Source organism: Microbacterium aurum, from assembly GCF_016907815.1.
Lineage (GTDB): Bacteria > Actinomycetota > Actinomycetes > Actinomycetales > Microbacteriaceae > Microbacterium > Microbacterium aurum.
Map to the genome: position 1 here is coordinate 3144120 of NZ_JAFBCQ010000001.1, position 17556 is coordinate 3161675.

Consider the following 17556-nt stretch of genomic DNA (forward strand, 5'->3'; position numbering starts at 1 on the left):
GGAGATCGGTCCGCAGAAGTGCAGATCTCCGCAGGAACGCGACCAGTGTCAACCTTGATTGACAGGATGCCGTGACGTCAACTACGGTTGACGGCATGAGCGATCAGATCCGCACCGCGATCGCCGCGGCCGACGGCGGCGACCCCCTCCCCGAACTCCGCCGGCTGCGCGCGCTGCACGCCGACCTCGCGCGCGCCGAAGCCGAGCAGGTGCGCCGCGCGCGCGCCCTCGGCTTCTCGTGGGTCGCGATCGCCGACGCCCTGGGCGTCAGCCGTCAGGCTGTGCACAAGAAATACGGACGAAGATAGAAGCGGCATCGTCGCCTCCGAACCCGAATCACGAGGACGCACCACCATGTCCACACCGCGCACCCCTTCGCGCCGCCCCGCCCGCCCCGGCAGGAGTCACAAGGACGACGGCCCCCGCGCGAGCCTCCGCCAGCTGCTCCCGTTCGTGTTCGAGCAGAAGGGCGTGCTCCTCGTCGTCGCGATCCTGAGCATCCTCGCCGCGGCGTTCACCCTCGCCCAGCCCCTCGTCGTGGGGCAGCTGATCGAGCGGGTGCAGACGAGCGCTCCCCTCGGCATCCTCATCTGGCTGCTCGTGGGTCTCGTCGTGGTGGGATCGGTGATCAGCGGAATCCAGCACTTCCTGCTGCAGCGCATGGGAACCGCGGTCGTGTATTCGAGCCGCCGCCGGCTGATCGCCCAGCTGCTGCACCTGCCGGTGCGGGAGTACGACGCGCGGCGCACCGGCGACCTCGTCTCGCGCGTCGGGACCGACACCACGCTGCTGTACGCCGTGCTGACGCAGGGCCTCGCCGACTCGATCGGCAACGCGCTGATCTTCGTCGGCGCCGTCGTCGCGATGCTCCTCATCGACCCCGTCCTGCTGCTGCTGATCCTCGTGGTCGTGGGCGCTTCGATCGCCGTCGTGGGCGCGCTCAGCGGCCGGATCCGCCGCGCCACCACGCTGCAGCAGGAACGCGTGGGCGAACTGGCCTCCGGTGTCGAGCGCGCCGTCGGGTCGATCCGGACCATCCGCGCCGCGGGCGCCGCCGACCGCGAGCGCACCGCGATCGAGGCCACCGCGCGCGGTGCCTACGACGCGGGCGTGCAGGTCGCGAAGGCGTCGGCGTTCATCGTGCCGATCGCCGGCATCGCGCTGCAGCTGTCGCTGCTGGTCGTGCTCGGCGTCGGCGGGTTCCGCGTCGCCTCGGGGGCGATCACGATCGCGCAGCTCGTGACGTTCGTGATGTTCCTGTTCTTCCTCGTGCAGCCGCTCGGGTCGTTCTTCGGCGCCATCACCTCGGTGAACCAGGCCCTCGGCGCCCTGGGACGCATCCAGGAGGTGCTGGACCTGCGGACCGAGACGGCGTGCGACGCGGAGGTCGCGGCATCCCTCGCCCCGGCGACCTCCCCCATCGCGGTGACGGATGCCGCGGCTCAGGATGCCGCCGCCATCGAGTTCCGCGACGTGCACTTCGCGTATCCGGATGCCGTCGTGCAGGCGCGGCGCCGCACGGAGACCGAGGCGGCGGCGCTCCTCGCCGAGGCGCACGCCGACACCGTCGCGGTCGCCGACGCGGAGGGGGAGGTGCTGCGCGGGGTGTCGTTCCGGGTTCCGCGCGGGGCGCGGGTCGCGCTGGTCGGCCCGTCGGGAGCCGGAAAGTCCACGACCCTGGCCCTCATCGAGCGGTTCTACGACCCGACGGCCGGGGCCATTCTCCTCGACGGAGTCGATGTCCGCGCGATCGACCGCACGCGGCTGCGCGCGCAACTCGGGTACGTCGAGCAGGACGCGCCGACCCTCGCGGGAACGATCGCCGACAATCTGCGGCTCGCCTCGCCCACGGCATCCGACGCCGCCTGCGAGCGGGTGCTGCGGGCCGTGAACCTCGGCGACGTGCTCGAGCGGTCACCACTCGGCCTTCAGGCGCCGGTCGGCGAAGCCGGCGTGATGCTGTCGGGCGGCGAACGCCAGCGCCTCGCGATCGCGCGGGCGCTGCTGGCCGCTCCCCCGATCCTGCTGCTGGACGAGTCGACGTCATCGCTCGACGGCCTCAACGAGCAGCGGATGCGGGAGGCGATCGACGCGGTCGCCGCCGGCCGCACCCTCGTCGTGATCGCCCACCGGCTGTCGACCGTCGTCGACAGCGACCTCATCGTCGTCCTCGACCGCGGCGAGGTCGTCGGGCAGGGGACGCACGCCGAGCTCGTCGAAACCGTGCCGCTGTACCGGGACCTCGCGCGGCATCAGCTGCTCGTCTGAGTGCGCGTCGCCCGGTGGAGGCTCGTCCGGTCGTTTCGGGCGTTTCGTCTCGGTCGCTGGCGCTCCCTCGCGGGGCGACCGGTCATGGGGCCGGACTCCCCGCTGGTCGTTGAGCGAGCAGAGCGAGACGACACGCGGCTCAGGCCCGCTGGGCGAGCTTCAGGCGGTAGCGGAGGGCGGCGAGCTCGGCGTAGAGCGCGGCAGGGACCTTGCCGTCGAAGGTGCGGTAGAACTCCTCCGTGAGGGCGGCCTCCTGCAGCCAGAGGTCCGGGTCGACCTCGAAGAGCGCGTCGAGGTCGGATGCCGGGACCTCGATGCCGTCGAGGTTGAGGTCCGACGTCTCGGGCAGCCGACCGATCGCGCTGTCGACGGCCGGAACGGCGCCCTCGATGCGGCGGATGATCCAGTCGATCACGCGCGCGTTGTCACCGAAGCCCGGCCACAGGAACCGGCCGTCCGAGCCCTTGCGGAACCAGTTCACCTGGAAGATGCGCGGCGCGCGGTCGAAGCGCAGCTTCTGCCCGACCTGCAGCCAGTGGCCGAAGTAGTCGGCCATGTTGTATCCGCAGAACGGCAGCATCGCGAACGGGTCGCGACGCAGCTCCCCGACGGTGCCCTCGGCGGCGGCCGTCCGCTCGGACGAGATGTTCGAGCCGAGGAAGACGCCGTGCGTCCAGTCGGTCGCCTCGACGACGAGCGGGACGTTCGTCGCGCGACGACCGCCGAAGAGGATGCCGTCCAGCGGCACACCCTCGGGCGCGTCCCAGTCCGGGGCGATCTGCGGGCACTGCGCGGCGCTCACGGTGAAGCGCGAGTTGGGGTGCGCCGCGGGGCGACCGGAGGCCGGGGTCCACGGCTTGCCCTCCCAGTCGGTGAGCTCGGCGGGGACCTCGTCGGTGAGCCCCTCCCACCAGACGTCGCCGTCGGGGCGCAGCGCCACGTTCGTGAAGATCGTGTTGCCCCACAGCGTCTCCACGGCGGCCACGTTGGTCGACTCGCCGGTGCCGGGGGCCACCCCGAAGAACCCCGCCTCGGGGTTGATCGCCCACAGCCGCCCGTCGTCGCCGGGGCGGAGCCATGCGATGTCGTCGCCGAGGGTCTCGACGCGCCAGCCGGGGATCGTGGGGCGCAGCATCGCGAGGTTGGTCTTGCCGCACGCCGACGGGAACGCGGCCGCGAGGTGGAACTTCCGCCCCTCCGGCGAGACGACGCGGATGAGGAGCATGTGCTCGGCGAGCCAGCCCTCATCGCGCCCGATGACCGAGGCGATGCGCAGCGCGAAGCACTTCTTCGCGAGGATCGCGTTGCCGCCGTAGCCCGAGCCGTACGACCACACCTCGAGCGTCTCGGGGAAGTGGACGATGTACTTCTCGTCGTTGCAGGGCCATGCGACGTCGGCCTGTCCCGGCTCGAGCGGGGCGCCGACCGAGTGCACGGTCTTGACCCACGGCTTGCCGGCGGCGATCTGCTCGAGCACCGAGGTGCCGACGCGGGTCATGATGCCGATCGAGGTGACGGCGTAGGCCGAGTCGGTCACCTGCACGCCGATGTGCGAGAGGGGACCGCCCACGGCACCCATTGAGAACGGCACGACGTACATCGTGCGGCCCCGCATGGAGCCCTCGAACAGCGGCGTGATCGTGGCGCGGATCTGGTCGGGCTGTGCCCAGTTGTTGGTGGGGCCGGCATCCGCTTCGCGCTCCGACGCGATGAACGTGCGCGCCTCGGTGCGGGCGACATCGCTCGGATGCGAGCGGGCGAGGTAGGAGCCCGGACGCCACTCCGGGTTGAGCTTGATGAGCTTGCCCTCGGCGACCTGCTCGCGCAGCAGCGCCTCGTTCTCGGCGCGCGAGCCGTCGACCCAGTGGATGCGGTCGGGCTTCGTCAGGGCGGCAATCTCGTCGACCCAGGCGAACAGCTCCTCGAGGCCGGTGCCGGCGAGGACCGGGCGAGAGCCGAAGGCGCGGGATGCCGGGGCGGAACCGCCCGGGGCTGCGACGGCGGTCGGGCGGGTGAAGAGGTCGGCGATGGCCATGTCAGCTCCTTCAGCGGATGCGGCGTTGTTGTGCTGCTCTTCCACTCTGCGTCGTGAATCGCCGCGCTTGCCAAGGATCTCCGCGTCAAGAACTGGATTTCTTTCGATATGCTCAAGGAATGGCATCGTCCCTCGAGCTGTCCACACTGGGCCACCGCATCCGTCATCAGCGCGTCTCCCACGGGTTGACGCTGGACGAACTGGGGGCGAAGGTCGGCGTCGCCGGCAGCCAGCTGAGCCTGATCGAGAACGGCAAGCGCGAGCCGAAGCTGTCGCTGCTGCAGGCGATCGCCAGCGCGACCGGAACCGACGTCACCGACCTCCTCTCCTCCGAACCCCCCAACCGCCGTGCCGCGCTCGAGCTCGAACTCGAGCGCGCCCAGACCTCACCCGTGTTCCGGCGCCTCGGCATCCCTCCGGTGCGGGTCACGAAGGCGACGAGCGACGAGACCATCGAGTCGATCCTGGGCCTGCATCACGAACTGCAGCGTCGCGAGCGCGAAGCCATCGCGACGCCGGAGGAGGCGCGCCGGGCGAACACCGAGCTGCGGCTGCTCATGCGCGAGAAGGGCAACTACCTGCCCGACATCGAGAAGCTGGCGGAGAAGCAGCTGAAGGCGGCGGGGCACACCTCCGGCGCCCTCACCCACCGGACCGTGAGCATCATGGCCGCGCAACTCGGGTTCGAGCTGATCTACGTCGACGATCTACCGCACTCGGCGCGCTCGGTCACCGATCTGGAGAACGGCCGGATCTATCTCCCCCCGGCATCCATCCCCGGCGGGCACGGACTGCGGTCGATGGCACTACAGGCCATGGCGCACCGGCTCCTCGGCCACACGCCGCCGACCGACTACGCCGACTTCCTGCAGCAGCGGCTGGAGATCAACTACTACGCGGCGTGCTGCCTCATGCCCGAGACGGCATCGGTCGCGTTTCTCGCGCAGGCGAAGAAGGACCGGAATCTCGCCGTCGAGGACTTCCGTGACGCGTTCGGTGTGACGCACGAGGCGGCGGGGATGCGGCTGACGAACCTGCTGACGCAGCACATCGGCATCCGCCTGCACTTCCTGCGCGTGGACGGCGCGGGCGCGATCACGCGCGCGTACGAGAACGACGACCTGCCGCTGCCGATGGACGTCACGGGGTCGGTCGAGGGGCAGGTGGTGTGCCGCCGCTTCGCGGCGCGTGCCGCCTTCTCGGAGCAGAACCGCACCGTCGAGCACTACCAGTACACCGACACCCCCGCCGGAACGTTCTGGTGCTCGAGTCAGACCGGGCGGACCTCCGACGGCGAGTTCTCCATCACCGTCGGCGTGCCGTTCGACGATGCGCGCTGGTTCCGTGGCCGCGAGACGCAGAAGCGCGCGACCTCGACCTGCCCGGACGAGTCGTGCTGCCGTCGGCCGGATGCCGAGTTGACCGGCCGCTGGCAGGGCAAGGCCTGGCCGAGCGCGCGCGTGCACATGCAGATGTTCTCGCCCCTGCCGCGGGGGGCCTTCCCGGGTGTCGACGACGGCGAGGTGTACGCGTTCCTGGACCGTCACGCCGAGTCGTGACCTGAGGCGGGGCGCGGCGCGGCGGCGGGGTCGGCGCGGGGTGCGGGTGATCGGCGCGGGTGCGGTGCAGGTGCGGCCGGTTCGGCGTCGGCGTGGGCGGCGGCGTGGGCGTGGCGGCGGGATGGCCGGTTCGGCGTCGCGAAAGCAGGCTGAACTGACCCCGGCGGGGCCGAATCGCGCTCCGCGGGTCGATTCAGCCTGCTTTCGGAACGCGCGACGGCTCCGGCCGCACCGCCGCCGCGGGCTCAGCCGCGGATGAAGCGCGCGTAGCGGGCGAGGGCGGCGTCGACGGATGCCGGATCGACAGCCGCGTCGAACACCTCGTGCTGCGGGAGGAGGTGGTGTTTGCCGACGGCGACCGAGTGCGACCACACGCCGATGATCTCCCCGCCCGCGACGAGGATCGGCCGCACGATGCCGTTCGCGGTGGGCCCGATCGCCGCGAGGAACTCCGGCGCGCACGGCACGGTGCAGAACTCCTGACCCTGGGTCGCCATCATGTGCGAGGCGGCATCGGCGATGGTCGCCGCGGGCGCGCTCAGACGGTGCGAGCGCAGCCGCTCGGCGCGCAGCCGGAGGATGTCCATGGGGCCATCCTGCCGTGTGCTTTTCGACCGCGGGCGGATGCCGCGGCATCCGCCCGCGGTGCCTGCTACCCGAACGGGTTCGCGGTGAGCGTGTACTTCGTCTGCAGGTACTCGTGGATGCCCTCGGCGCCACCCTCGCGGCCGAGACCGGAGAGCTTCCAGCCGCCGAACGGGGCGGCGGCGTTGGAGACGACGCCGACGTTGAGGCCCATCATGCCCGTCGCCAGCCGCTCGATCATCCGCTGCCCGCGGCTGAGCGATTCGGTGTAGACGTAGGAGACGAGGCCGTACTCGGTGTCGTTGGCGAGGCGGACCGCGTCGTCCTCGTCGTCGAACGGGACGATGGCGAGCACGGGCCCGAAGATCTCCTCGCGGAGGATGTCGCTTCCCGCCTGCACGTCGCTGAGCACCGTCGCCTGGTAGAACGATCCCGCGCCCTCGATCGCGGATCCGCCGGTGCGCAACGTCGCGCCGCGGGTCACCGCGTCTCGCACGAGCTCATCGGCCTTCGCGACCGCCTTGTCGTCGATGAGCGGGCCGATCGTGACGCCCTCCTCGGTGCCGCGTCCGGTGCGGAACGCCTCGACGCGCTCGGTGACACGGCGCGCGAACTCGTCGGCGACGTCGCGGTGCACGATGAACCGGTTGGCCGCGGTGCACGCCTGGCCGATGTTGCGGAACTTCGCAGCGATGGCGCCGTCGACGGCCTTGTCGAGGTCGGCGTCGTCGAACACGACGAAGGGCGCGTTGCCGCCGAGCTCCATCGAGGTGCGCAGCACCCCGGCCGCGGCCTTCTGCAGCAGCTGCTGGCCGACCGGGGTGGACCCGGTGAAGGAGAGCTTCCGCAGCCGCGGGTCGGCGATGATGGCGTCGGAGACCGGCCCCGACGTCGAGGTGGTGATGACGTTCACGACACCGTCGGGCAGTCCCGCGTCCTGCAGCAGCTGGGCGAACGCGAGCGTCGTCAGCGGCGTCAGCGCAGCGGGCTTGACGACGACGGTGCAGCCGGCGGCGAGCGCCGGAGCGATCTTGCGGGTGGCCATCGCGAGCGGGAAGTTCCACGGCGTGATGAGGAAGCACGGCCCGACCGGGTGGTGCGTGACGATCATCCGGCCGGTGCCTTCGGGGTTCGCGCCATAGCGACCCTGCAGGTGGGCGGTCTCCTCACTGAACCAGCGGAGGAACTCGCCGCCGTACGCGACCTCGCCGCGGGCCTCGGCGAGGGGCTTGCCCATCTCGATCGTCATGAGCAGGGCGAAGTCCTCCTTGCGCTCCTGCAGCAGGTCGAACGCGCGGCGCAGCAGCTCGGCGCGCTCGCGGGCGGGCGTCGCCGCCCACGCGTCCTGCGCCGCGACCGCCGCGTCGAGGGCGGCGATGCCGTCGGCGACCGAGGCGCTCGCGATCGTCTTGACGACGTCGCCGGTCGCGGGGTCGGCGACCGTCAGCGTCGCGCCGTTCTCGGCGCCGCGCCAGCTCCCGCCGATGAACAGGCCGTCGGGTACGCGGTCCAGCAGTTCGGTCTCACGCTCAGCGCTCATGGGGACTCCTTCGTCGTCGGATGCGGCATGACATCTCTCCAGCAATCGTATACGATCGCTCGCTGCCGTGACCCTGCTCGGCGGACACCGAGCGCCCGAGAAGCCTGGCGGGACCGCGGGCCGCGGCATCCGGCGCCCGTATAATCGACTCGTCCGGCACGCGATGACGCGAGCCGGTGCTCGAAAAAGGGGCACGCGAGACACATACGGCCTTCCTCCGTCCCGTCTCGAAAGGCATCGTCATGCCCACCGTCTCCGCCCACGTCGCCCAGACCCTCGCCCACCACATCGACCACGTCTTCGGGGTCATGGGCAACGGCAACGCCTACTTCCTCGATGCGCTCGAGCGCTCGACCCAGGTGCACTACACGGCCGTCCGGCACGAGGCGGGCGGCGTCGTCGCCGCCGACGCCTATCACCGGGCGAGCGGACGGCTCGCCGCCGCCACCGCGACCTACGGCGCCGGGTTCACCAACACGCTGACGGCCCTCGCCGAGTCCGTCCAGGCGCACGTCCCGCTCATCCTCGTCGTCGGCGACGAGCCGACGAGCGGCCCGCGCCCGTGGGACGTCGACCAGATCGCCCTCGCCTCCGCCGTCGGCGCCCGCACGTACACGGTCGGGCGGGCGGATGCCGCGGCCACGACCGTCATCGCGATCGAGCACGCCCTGTCGTACCGCGTGCCGACCGTGCTCGCGATCCCGTACGACGTCGCGAAGCTCGAGGCCGGGCCCGTCCCCGCCGCACCGCAGCCCACCCTGCCCGGACCGCTGGAACCGGCATCCCCCTTCGCCCGGGCGGCGATCGCCGACCTCGCCCGCGCCCTCGCCGAGGCCGAACGCCCCGTGCTGCTGGCCGGCCGCGGTGCCTGGCTCGCCGGCGCGGGTGACGCCCTCGGCCGCCTCGCCGACGCGACGGGGGCCGTGACCGCGACGACCGCGCTCGGCCGCGGCGTCTTCCCGCGCGCGGAGTTCGACCTCGGCGTCACCGGCGGGTTCGGCGCCGAAGCGGCGATGGAGCTCATCGGCACGGCCGACGTCGCTGTCGTCTTCGGCGCGGGCCTCAACCAGTTCACGATGCGCTTCGGCTCGCTCTTCTCCCCCGGCACGCGCGTCGTGCAGGTCGACATCGCCCCGGCGGCCACCCACCCGCATGTGAGCGGCTTCATCCGCGGCGACGCGCGGCTGGTCGCCGAGGCGCTCCTCGCCGAGCTCGCAGAACTGACGGATGCCGGGGCGCGCCCGAGCGGCTGGCGCGAGCACGTGGACATCGCCGCGCTGTGTGCCCGAGACGCGGGCGACGAACTCGCCCCGGACGGACGTCTCGACCCGCGTGCGGTGGCGATCCGCATCGCCGAGATGCTCGAAAGCGCGCCCTCGACGCGCGACCGGGTCGTCGTGACCGACGGCGGTCACTTCCTCGGGTGGGCGAACATGTACTGGCCCGTCGCCTCACCCGACCGCATGATGATGGTCGGCACGGCGTACCAGTCGATCGGCCTCGGCTTCCCCTCGGTGCCGGGCGCCGCCCTCGCGAAGCCGGATGCCACGGTCGTGCTCTCGACCGGCGACGGCGGCGGCCTCATGGCCCTCGCCGATCTCGAATCCGCCGTGCGGGTCGCCGCGGGCCGCGGCCTCGCGGTGGTCTGGAACGACGCCGCGTATGGGGCGGAGGTCAACCTGTACGGCCTGCAGGGCCTCGCCCACGAGCCGATGCTCATCCCCGAGGTCGATTTCGCGGGGCTGGCGGCATCGGTCGGTGCGCGCGGCGTCGTCGTCCGCGAACTCGCCGACCTCGACGCGCTGGCGGAGTGGGCGCGCACCCCGGCATCCGCTCGCCCGTTCCTGCTGCTCGACTGCCGCATCTCGGGCGACATCATCGCGCCGTACCAGCACGAGATCATCCGCGTGAACTCCTGACCCCCATCCGCCGAGTTCGCCACTTCCCCGCCGAGTTCGCCACTTCCCCGCCGAGTTCGCCACTTCCCCGCCGAGTTCGCCACTTCCCCGCCGAGTTCGCCGGCGAACTCGCGCACGAACCGGCGAACTCACGAACGAACCGGCGAACTCGCGGCCCCGGGGTCGGCGCGAGACAGGGAATGCCAGGGCCTGGCGCCGCGCTGGAACCTCAGCGCACACTGAGTGCGAGAGCGCGAGGAGGATGCCATGGAAGGTCTCGAAGTCACGGTCCTGCTCGGGCTCGCGATACTCGCCGGCACGGCGCTCGCGCCGAAGCTGCGGATCGCAACACCGTTGCTCCTGGTCATCATCGGCCTCGCGCTCGGCTTGGTGCCGCAGCTGCGCGAGATCCAGTTGCCGCCCGAGACGGTGCTGCTGCTGTTCCTGCCCGTCATGCTCTTCTGGGAGAGCCTCACGACGTCGTTGCGCACGATCCGCCTTGCCCTGCGCTACATCGTGCCGATGAGCACACTGCTGGTCGTCGCGTCGGCCTTCGGCGTCGCGTGGATCGCGACACTGTTCGGGATGCCGTGGCAGACGGGCCTGCTGCTGGGCGCCGCCGTCGCCCCGCCCGACGCGACCGCCGTCGCCGCCCTCGGGCACCTGCTGCCCCAGCGGATGTTCATGAAGCTCAAGGCCGAGAGCCTCACCAATGACGGCACCGCGCTCGTCGTCTACGCGATCGCCCTGTCGCTCGCGCTCGGCGAGAACGTCACCGGGTGGTCGATCACGGCGAGCGTGCTGATCTCGTACCTCGGCGGCGCGGCCGCCGGCATCGCCGTCGCGGCCCTCGCCTATCTCGCACTGCGCAGCACCCGCTCGACGCTCGTCATCAACATCACCCTGCTGATCGTGCCGTTCCTGGCGTTCCTGCTGGCCGAGTTGGTGGAAGCCTCGGGCGTTCTCGCGGTCGTCTTCGCCGGACTCATCGTCGCGTGGACGCACTCGCGCATCACGACGGCCGCCTCGCGCCGTCAGGCCAACGCGGCGTGGCCGTTCGGGGTCTACCTGCTCAACGGGGCCCTGTTCGTGCTCATCGGCCTCGAAGTGCAGTACGTCGTCAACGACATCCCGGGGCGGCTCATCGGCACCCTGCTGCTCGTCTCGGTCGCGGCGTGGATCGCACTGATCGTCGTGCGCTACCTGTTCTTGCTGTTGTTCGCGCCGTTCTCGCGTCCCGCCGGAGGTCAGCTGTTCGGTGACAACCGGGCGCGCATCGTGAACACGATGGCCGGCTTCCGCGGAGCCGTCTCGCTCGCGATCGCCCTGTCGGTGCCCGTGACCGTCAACGGGCCGGGCGACCTGTCGGGTCGCGACGCGATCGTGTTCGTGACGGCCGGGGTGATCCTGCTGAGCCTGCTCGTGCAGGGGCCGCTGCTCCCCGCGATCGTACGCTGGGCGCGTCTGCCCGAAGACGCCGCCGCGGAGGAAGAGTACGAGCTCGCCCAGCGGGCGATCTCAGGTGCGGCGCTCGCGGCGCTCGACGACATCGCCGCCGAGCACGGCATCAGCGCCGATGTGCGCGACCGCGCTCGGCGCGAGGGCTACGAGATGCTCGAGCTCGCCAACGCACGCGCCTACGCGCGGCAGCGGCAGACCGACGACGCGCACATCGCCGAGCTCGAGACGATGCTCGATGAACCGGATGCCGCCGACACGGGCCCCGTCCCGGAGATCGGCGAGGTACCGCCGCGCACCACAACGGTCGGGTCCGCGGGCGGCGGCACGGCCGCGGCATCCGCTCTGCAGATGCTCGCGACGAGCGACGGGATCGACCTCACGCAGCGCTCGCCCATCCAGAAGTACGAGGAGGCGACGCGCCTCAGGCTCGCCCTGCTGGATCGCAAGCGCGCCGTCCTGCACCGGATGCGGCGCGAGGGCACGATCGACGACCTCGTCGTGCGCCGCATCGAGGCCCACCTCGACCTCGAAGAGATGCGGCTGAGCGGCATCGAGCAGCTCGACTGACGCGTCAGCGCTGCGGCAGCATCCAGCGGTCGAAGAACGCGGCGAGCGCGTCGGTGGCGTCCAACGGCAGGATGTGCGCGACGTACTGGTCGGCGCGCACCACCACGACGACACCACCCCGAGACAGACCGCGCGCGTCGAAGATGTCGGTCTCGTTCCAGCGCGTGGGCGCCGCAGCGAAGACCTTCTCCCAGTCCATCAGGCCCAGCGGCCCACTCTCGGGCCGGAAGATCTCCGGCACACTCGTGACGTCGACCTCGTCGTAGCCGCCCTGCACGATCGCCTTCACGTCGAAGACGGCGTCGACGTCGGCATCCGCCGGCGTGTAGCGACGCACCGGCGAGTCGGGCGCCGCGCCAAGCCACTCGGCGAAACGGGTCAGCGCCGAGCCGGGCGCGAGCCCCGCAGCATCGGCGAAGGCGTAGATCCGCCACCGCCCGTCGGCCTTCGCGTGGTGACCGAGGTGCACGACGTTGCCGTCGGCGGCGAGGGTCACCGGCGCACTCTTGAACCGCTTGCCGAGCGGGAACCCGGTCGCGAGCTCCTGGTGCGCGTCGCGCGCGACGACGCCCGTGCCGGGCTCGTACTGCGTCATGAACCCCGACGGGAACTCGGCCGTCGCGAGGTAATAGGTCGCGAGATCGCCCGGGTCGCTGATCTCCTCGGGCTTGCGCGCCATGAGCGAGGACCACTCCTTGTCGAAGTCGATCAGCTGCTGCGCGACGGGGCGCCGCTCGGTGCCGTAGGTCGACAGGAGGGATGCCGGGCTCAACCCGGTCAGCACCGACCCGAGCTTCCAGCCCAGGTTGAAGCCGTCCTGCATCGAGACGTTCATGCCCTGACCGGCCTTGGCGCTGTGCGTGTGGCAGGCGTCGCCGGTGAGGAACACCCGCGGCGCGCGGTCGGTTCCGTGCGCGTCGTCGAAGCCATCGGTCACGCGGTGCCCGACCTCGTAGACACTGTGCCAGGCGACCTTCTGCACGTCGAGCGTGTACGGGTGGAGGATCTCGTTCGCGCGGCGGATGATCTCCTCGATCGGCGTCTGCCGCACGCGGTGGTCGTCATCGGCGGCGACCGCGCCGAGATCGACGTAGACCCGGCTGAGGTAGCCGCCTTCGCGCGGGATGTGCAGGATGTTCCCCGCCTCCGCGTTGATGGCGCACTTGATGCGCCAGTCGGGGAAGTCGGTCTCCACCAGGACGTCCATGACGCCCCACGCATGCTGCGAGATGTCGCCGACGTGCACGCGTCCGATCTCCGCACGCACGCGACTGCGCGCGCCGTCGCAGCCCACGACGTAGCGGGCGCGGACGGTGCGCTCGGCGCCCGTGGCATCCCTCAGGCGCACGTCGACCGGGAGGGCGTCGTCGCCCGGCACGGTGAGCCCGAGGAACTCCACGCCGTAGTCCGGCGCAATGCGGCCCGGGCCGTGCGCTGCCGCCTCGGCGAAGTAGTCGAGCACGCGCGCCTGGTTGACGATGAGGTGCGGGAACTCGCTGATGTCGTACGCGTAGTCAGCGGTCCGAGAGCGCCGCACGATCCGCGTCGGGTCGGCCGGATCGGGCCCCCAGAAGTTCATCCAGCCGATGTTGTACGCCTCGGCGACGATGCGCTCCGCGAACCCGAAAGCCTGGAAGGTCTCGACGCTCCGCGGCTGGATGCCGTCGGCCTGCCCGAGCACGAGCCGCCCCTCGCGCTTCTCGATGAGCCGCGTCGTGACGTCGGGGTACTGCGACAGCTGCGCCGCCAGCAGCATCCCCGCCGGTCCCGACCCGACGATGAGCACGTCGACCTCGTCGGGAACCTCCGTCGGCCGGTCGATCCCGGTGCCGGCGGCCGGCTGGATGCGCGGGTCTGCGGACACGTAGCCGTGGTGGTGGAACTGCATCGTCGTCGACTCCTTCGCGGTGACCGGCTCAGGCCTTGGCCATGCCCCGGATGGGGCTCACCGACTGCTCGGCCTCGTGGTCGGGGCCGAGGGGGATGCCGCTGCGGTCACGCAGCAGCAGCGTCGCGATGAGGCCGAGCACGGTCATGCCGGCGAGGTACCACGTCACCGACATCGTCGTTCCGGTGGCCTGCACGAGCGCCGTCGCGATGGTGGGGGCGAACGCACCGCCGAGGATCGCCCCGATCGCGTACGAGATGGAGACGCCCGAGAAACGGATGGATGCCGGGAACAGCTCCGCATACAGCGCCGCCTGCGGTCCGTAGGTGAAGCCGAGGCCGATCGTGAGGATCGCGAGTCCCAGGAACAGCAGCCCGATGTCGCCGGTGTTCACGAGCGGGAAGAGGGTGAACACACCGACCAGCTGCAGGATCCACCCGATGATGTAGGTCGTGCGGCGGCCGATGCGGTCGGAGATGAATCCGGCGGCGAGCGTCGACAGCAGCCACGTGACGGCGGAGCCGGTCACGGCCCACAGCACCGGACCGCGCTCGAGGGCGAGCGGCCCTTCGGGATTCGTCGCATAGCCCTGGATGTAGCCGCCGGTGGTCATGTAGCCGACGGCGTTGTTGCCGGCGAACACGAGCGCGGCGATGATCACGAGCAGCGCGTGGCGACGGAACAGCTGCACGATCGGCATCTTCGTCTCCTCCTTGCGCTCGGCGAGCTCGGCGAAGACGGGGCTCTCCTCGACGCGGCGGCGCACGTAGTAGCCGACGAGGATGAGCACGACCGACAGCAGGAAGGGAATGCGCCAGCCCCACGTGAGGAACTGGTCACCGGGCGCGAGGAGCGTCATGAGCGCCATGACGCCGGAGGCGAGGAGCAGGCCCAGCGGCACGCCGATCTGCGGCGACGCGCCGAAGGCGCCGCGGCGGGGCCGGGGCGCGTGCTCGACGGCCATGAGCACCGCGCCGCCCCACTCGCCGCCGGCAGAGATCCCCTGCACGATGCGCAGCAGCACGAGCAGCACGGGCGCGGCGATGCCGATGGCGTCGTACGTGGGCAGCACACCGATGAGCGCCGTCGCGACACCCATCATGATGAGCGTCCACATCAGCACCGGCTTGCGGCCGTACTTGTCGCCGAGGTGGCCGGCCAGGAACGCGCCGAGCGGGCGGAACAGGAAGCTGATGCCGACGGTCGCGAAAGCGACGAGGGCGCTGTTGGCGCCGAGCGGCGCGAAGAACAGCTCGCCGAAGACGAGGCCGACGGCCGTGGCGTAGATGAAGAAGTCGTACCACTCGACGGTCGTGCCGACGACCGTGGCGAAGACCACGCGGCGACGATCGGTGTGGCTGGCGATCGTGCCGGTCGGGGTGAACCCGCCGGCGCGGACGGAAGGTGTGCTCATGTCATGACTCCAGTGTCAGTGGGCGACGACGGCTTCGTCGGGGTGCGGCTGGACCGGGATCGAAGGATCACTTGCCCGCCTCCCGATGATCATATACGATTTCAGATACGACGCAAGAGCGAGGGAGCTCATGACCACCGACAGCACCCAGCCGACCGAGACGGATGCCCGCTTCGCGGGTCTGCCCGCCCGCCCCGGCAAGATCGTCGCCGTGCACCTGAGCTACGACGCGCGCGCCGCACAGCGCGGGCGCCGCCCGGCATCCCCCTCGTACTTCCTTAAGGCATCGAGCTCGGTCGCCGCCTCCGGTGGCACGGTGGAGCGCCCCGCCGGCACCGAGCTGCTGGCCTTCGAGGGCGAGATCGCGCTCATCATCGGCGCCCCGGCCCGCCGCGTGCCGCTCGAGACCGCGTGGGACCACGTCGCGTGGGTCACCGCCGCCAACGACCTGGGGCTCTACGACCTGCGGGCCAACGACAAGGGCTCGAACGTCCGCTCCAAGAGCGGGGACGGCTTCACGCCCATCGGGCCGCAGCTCATCGACGCGCGGGCTGTCGACCCGGCCGGCCTGCGCGTGCGCACGTGGGTGAACGGCGACCTGCGCCAGGACGACACCACGGCCGGCCTCATCTTCCCCCTCGCCCAGTTCATCGCCGACCTGTCGCAGCACCTCACTCTCGAAACCGGTGACGTGATCCTCACCGGCACCCCGGCCGGCTCGTCGGTGATCGTCCCCGGCGATGTCGTCGAGGTCGAGGTCGACGCCCCGGCGACGGGGGCCACCTCGGGCCGACTCGTCACGACCGTCGTCGACGGCCCGGACGTCGCGTACGACGCCACGGTCGGCTCGCTCCCCGCCGTCGACGACACGCAGCGCGAAGAGGCCTGGGGCTCCCGCGATGCGGCGGGACTGCCGGCCATGGTCGCTGAGCCTGTCGAAGCGCCGAGCCTCTCTCCCGAACTCCGCGAGAAGCTCACGCGCGTCCCCGTCGCGGGGCTGTCGCAGCAGCTGCGCAAGCGCGGCCTCAACAACGTCACGATCGACGGCGTGCGCCCGCTGCACCCGGAGCAGAAGCTCGTCGGCACCGCGAAGACCCTGCGCTTCGTGCCGGGCCGCGAAGACCTGTTCGCCAGCCACGGCGGCGGCTACAACGCGCAGAAGCGCGCGTTCGACGCCGTCGGCGACGGCGAGGTCATCGTCATCGAGGCCCGCGGCGAAGCCGGCTCCGGCACGCTCGGCGACATCCTCGCGATCCGCGCGCACGCGCGGGGCGCCGCGGGCGTCGTCACCGACGGCGGGGTCCGCGATCTCGACGCGGTCAGCGCCGTCGGCATCCCGGTGTACACCGTCGGCGCGCACCCCGCGGTGCTCGGCCGCAAGCACGTCCCGTGGGATCACGACATCACGATCGCCTGCGGCGGCACCACGGTGCAGCCGGGGGACGTCATCGTCGGCGACGCCGACGGGGTCATCGTCATCCCGCCGGCCCTCGCCGGAGAGGTCGCCGACGCGGCGCTCGCGCAGGAGGACGAGGATGCCTGGATCGCCGCCCGTGTCGCCGAGGGTCACCCCGTCGACGGCCTCTTCCCGATGAACGCCGCCTGGCGTGCGCGCTATGAGGCCGACCACACCCCGGTTGGTGAGCCTGTCGAACCACAGGGACCGACATCATGAGCACCGTCGAGACCGGCAGCAAGTCGCAAGACGCCTACGACTGGATCCGCGAGCGGATCACCCGCCACGAGTACGGGCCCGGCTACCGCCTCGTGCTGGCGAGCATCGCCGCCGAGCTCGACATGAGCGTCGTGCCGGTGCGCGAGGCCATCCGCCGGCTCGAGGCCGAGCACCTGGTCACCTTCGAGAAGAACGTCGGCGCGCGCGTCTCGGTCGTCGACGAAGACCAGTACGTCTACACGATGCAGACCCTCAGCCTCGTCGAGGGCTACGCGACGCGCCTGGCCGCGCCGCATCTCACCGACGAGGACCTGGCCGCGGCATCCGAGATCAACGAGCGCATGCACCGCCTGCTCGATCACTTCGACGCGCACGTCTACACGCAGCTGAACCAGCAGTTCCACGCCGTGCTGTTCGCCGCCTGCCCGAACCCGCACGTCCTCGATCTCGTCGACCGCGGCTGGTCACGACTGGCGGGGCTGCGCGACACGTCGTTCGCGCTGATCCCGTCGCGGCCCCGGCACTCCGTCGAGGAGCACGACCGCATCGTCGAGCTCATCCGCACCGGCGCCGACCCCGACGAGCTCGAGCTGTTCACCCGCAACCACCGCCTGCGCACGCTCGACGCGTTCCTGCAGGCGCGCCACACGCACTGACCCTGTCGAA

12 protein-coding genes are annotated in these 17556 nt (G+C 71.2%); 7 read left to right on the forward strand and 5 right to left on the reverse strand.

Going from position 1 to position 17556, the window contains the following annotated elements; genetic code table 11:
• Positions 1 to 95: 95 nt before the first annotated feature.
• Together JOD60_RS15405 and JOD60_RS15410 are read left to right on the forward strand one after the other, a co-directional pair.
• Positions 96 to 308: a transcriptional regulator gene (locus tag JOD60_RS15405; RefSeq protein ID WP_076691486.1), complete on the forward strand. Its 213-nt coding sequence runs from the start codon at positions 96 to 98 to the stop codon at positions 306 to 308.
• Positions 309 to 354: 46 nt separating this feature from the next.
• Entirely contained in the window at positions 355 to 2268 is a 1914-nt protein-coding gene (locus tag JOD60_RS15410; protein WP_076691487.1) for an ABC transporter ATP-binding protein, read from the forward strand.
• A 139-nt stretch (positions 2269 to 2407) separates the two neighbouring features.
• Here the strand turns inward: JOD60_RS15410 and JOD60_RS15415 are convergent, their stop codons facing one another.
• Positions 2408 to 4303, reverse strand: a complete 1896-nt coding sequence (locus JOD60_RS15415; protein WP_076691488.1) for a phosphoenolpyruvate carboxykinase (GTP) — start codon at positions 4301 to 4303, stop codon at positions 2408 to 2410.
• A 119-nt stretch (positions 4304 to 4422) separates the two neighbouring features.
• Between JOD60_RS15415 and JOD60_RS15420 the strand changes: the two genes are divergently transcribed.
• Positions 4423 to 5862: a helix-turn-helix transcriptional regulator gene (locus JOD60_RS15420; protein ID WP_076691489.1), complete on the forward strand. Its 1440-nt coding sequence runs from the start codon at positions 4423 to 4425 to the stop codon at positions 5860 to 5862.
• A gap of 245 nt (positions 5863 to 6107) precedes the next feature.
• Here JOD60_RS15420 and JOD60_RS15425 read toward each other — a convergent pair whose 3' ends face one another.
• Together JOD60_RS15425 and JOD60_RS15430 are read right to left on the reverse strand one after the other, a co-directional pair.
• Positions 6108 to 6449: a hypothetical protein gene (locus tag JOD60_RS15425; RefSeq protein WP_076691490.1), complete on the reverse strand. Its 342-nt coding sequence runs from the start codon at positions 6447 to 6449 to the stop codon at positions 6108 to 6110.
• Between the two features lie 65 nt (positions 6450 to 6514).
• Positions 6515 to 7987 (reverse strand): NAD-dependent succinate-semialdehyde dehydrogenase, encoded by a 1473-nt coding sequence (locus JOD60_RS15430; RefSeq protein ID WP_076691491.1) that lies wholly within the window; start codon positions 7985 to 7987, stop codon positions 6515 to 6517.
• Between the two features lie 242 nt (positions 7988 to 8229).
• On the opposite strand from JOD60_RS15430, the gene JOD60_RS15435 reads away from it, so the two are divergent.
• Both JOD60_RS15435 and JOD60_RS15440 read left to right on the forward strand, forming a co-directional pair.
• Positions 8230 to 9906 (forward strand): thiamine pyrophosphate-binding protein, encoded by a 1677-nt coding sequence (locus JOD60_RS15435; protein WP_076691492.1) that lies wholly within the window; start codon positions 8230 to 8232, stop codon positions 9904 to 9906.
• A gap of 246 nt (positions 9907 to 10152) precedes the next feature.
• Positions 10153 to 11913: a Na+/H+ antiporter gene (locus tag JOD60_RS15440; RefSeq protein ID WP_076691493.1), complete on the forward strand. Its 1761-nt coding sequence runs from the start codon at positions 10153 to 10155 to the stop codon at positions 11911 to 11913.
• A 4-nt stretch (positions 11914 to 11917) separates the two neighbouring features.
• On the opposite strand, the gene JOD60_RS15445 is transcribed toward JOD60_RS15440, so the two are convergent.
• Complete coding sequence (locus JOD60_RS15445) at positions 11918 to 13801, reverse strand: FAD-dependent monooxygenase (RefSeq protein WP_076691494.1); 1884 nt, start codon at positions 13799 to 13801, stop codon at positions 11918 to 11920.
• A gap of 28 nt (positions 13802 to 13829) precedes the next feature.
• Positions 13830 to 15215: an MFS transporter gene (locus JOD60_RS15450; protein WP_076691495.1), complete on the reverse strand. Its 1386-nt coding sequence runs from the start codon at positions 15213 to 15215 to the stop codon at positions 13830 to 13832.
• Positions 15216 to 15345: 130 nt separating this feature from the next.
• Between JOD60_RS15450 and JOD60_RS15455 the strand changes: the two genes are divergently transcribed.
• Together JOD60_RS15455 and JOD60_RS15460 are read left to right on the forward strand one after the other, a co-directional pair.
• Positions 15346 to 16890: a fumarylacetoacetate hydrolase family protein gene (locus JOD60_RS15455; RefSeq protein WP_076691496.1), complete on the forward strand. Its 1545-nt coding sequence runs from the start codon at positions 15346 to 15348 to the stop codon at positions 16888 to 16890.
• Complete coding sequence (locus JOD60_RS15460) at positions 16887 to 17546, forward strand: GntR family transcriptional regulator (protein ID WP_076691497.1); 660 nt, start codon at positions 16887 to 16889, stop codon at positions 17544 to 17546. Before JOD60_RS15455 ends, JOD60_RS15460 begins: the two co-directional genes overlap by 4 nt.
• Positions 17547 to 17556: the final 10 nt, after the last annotated feature.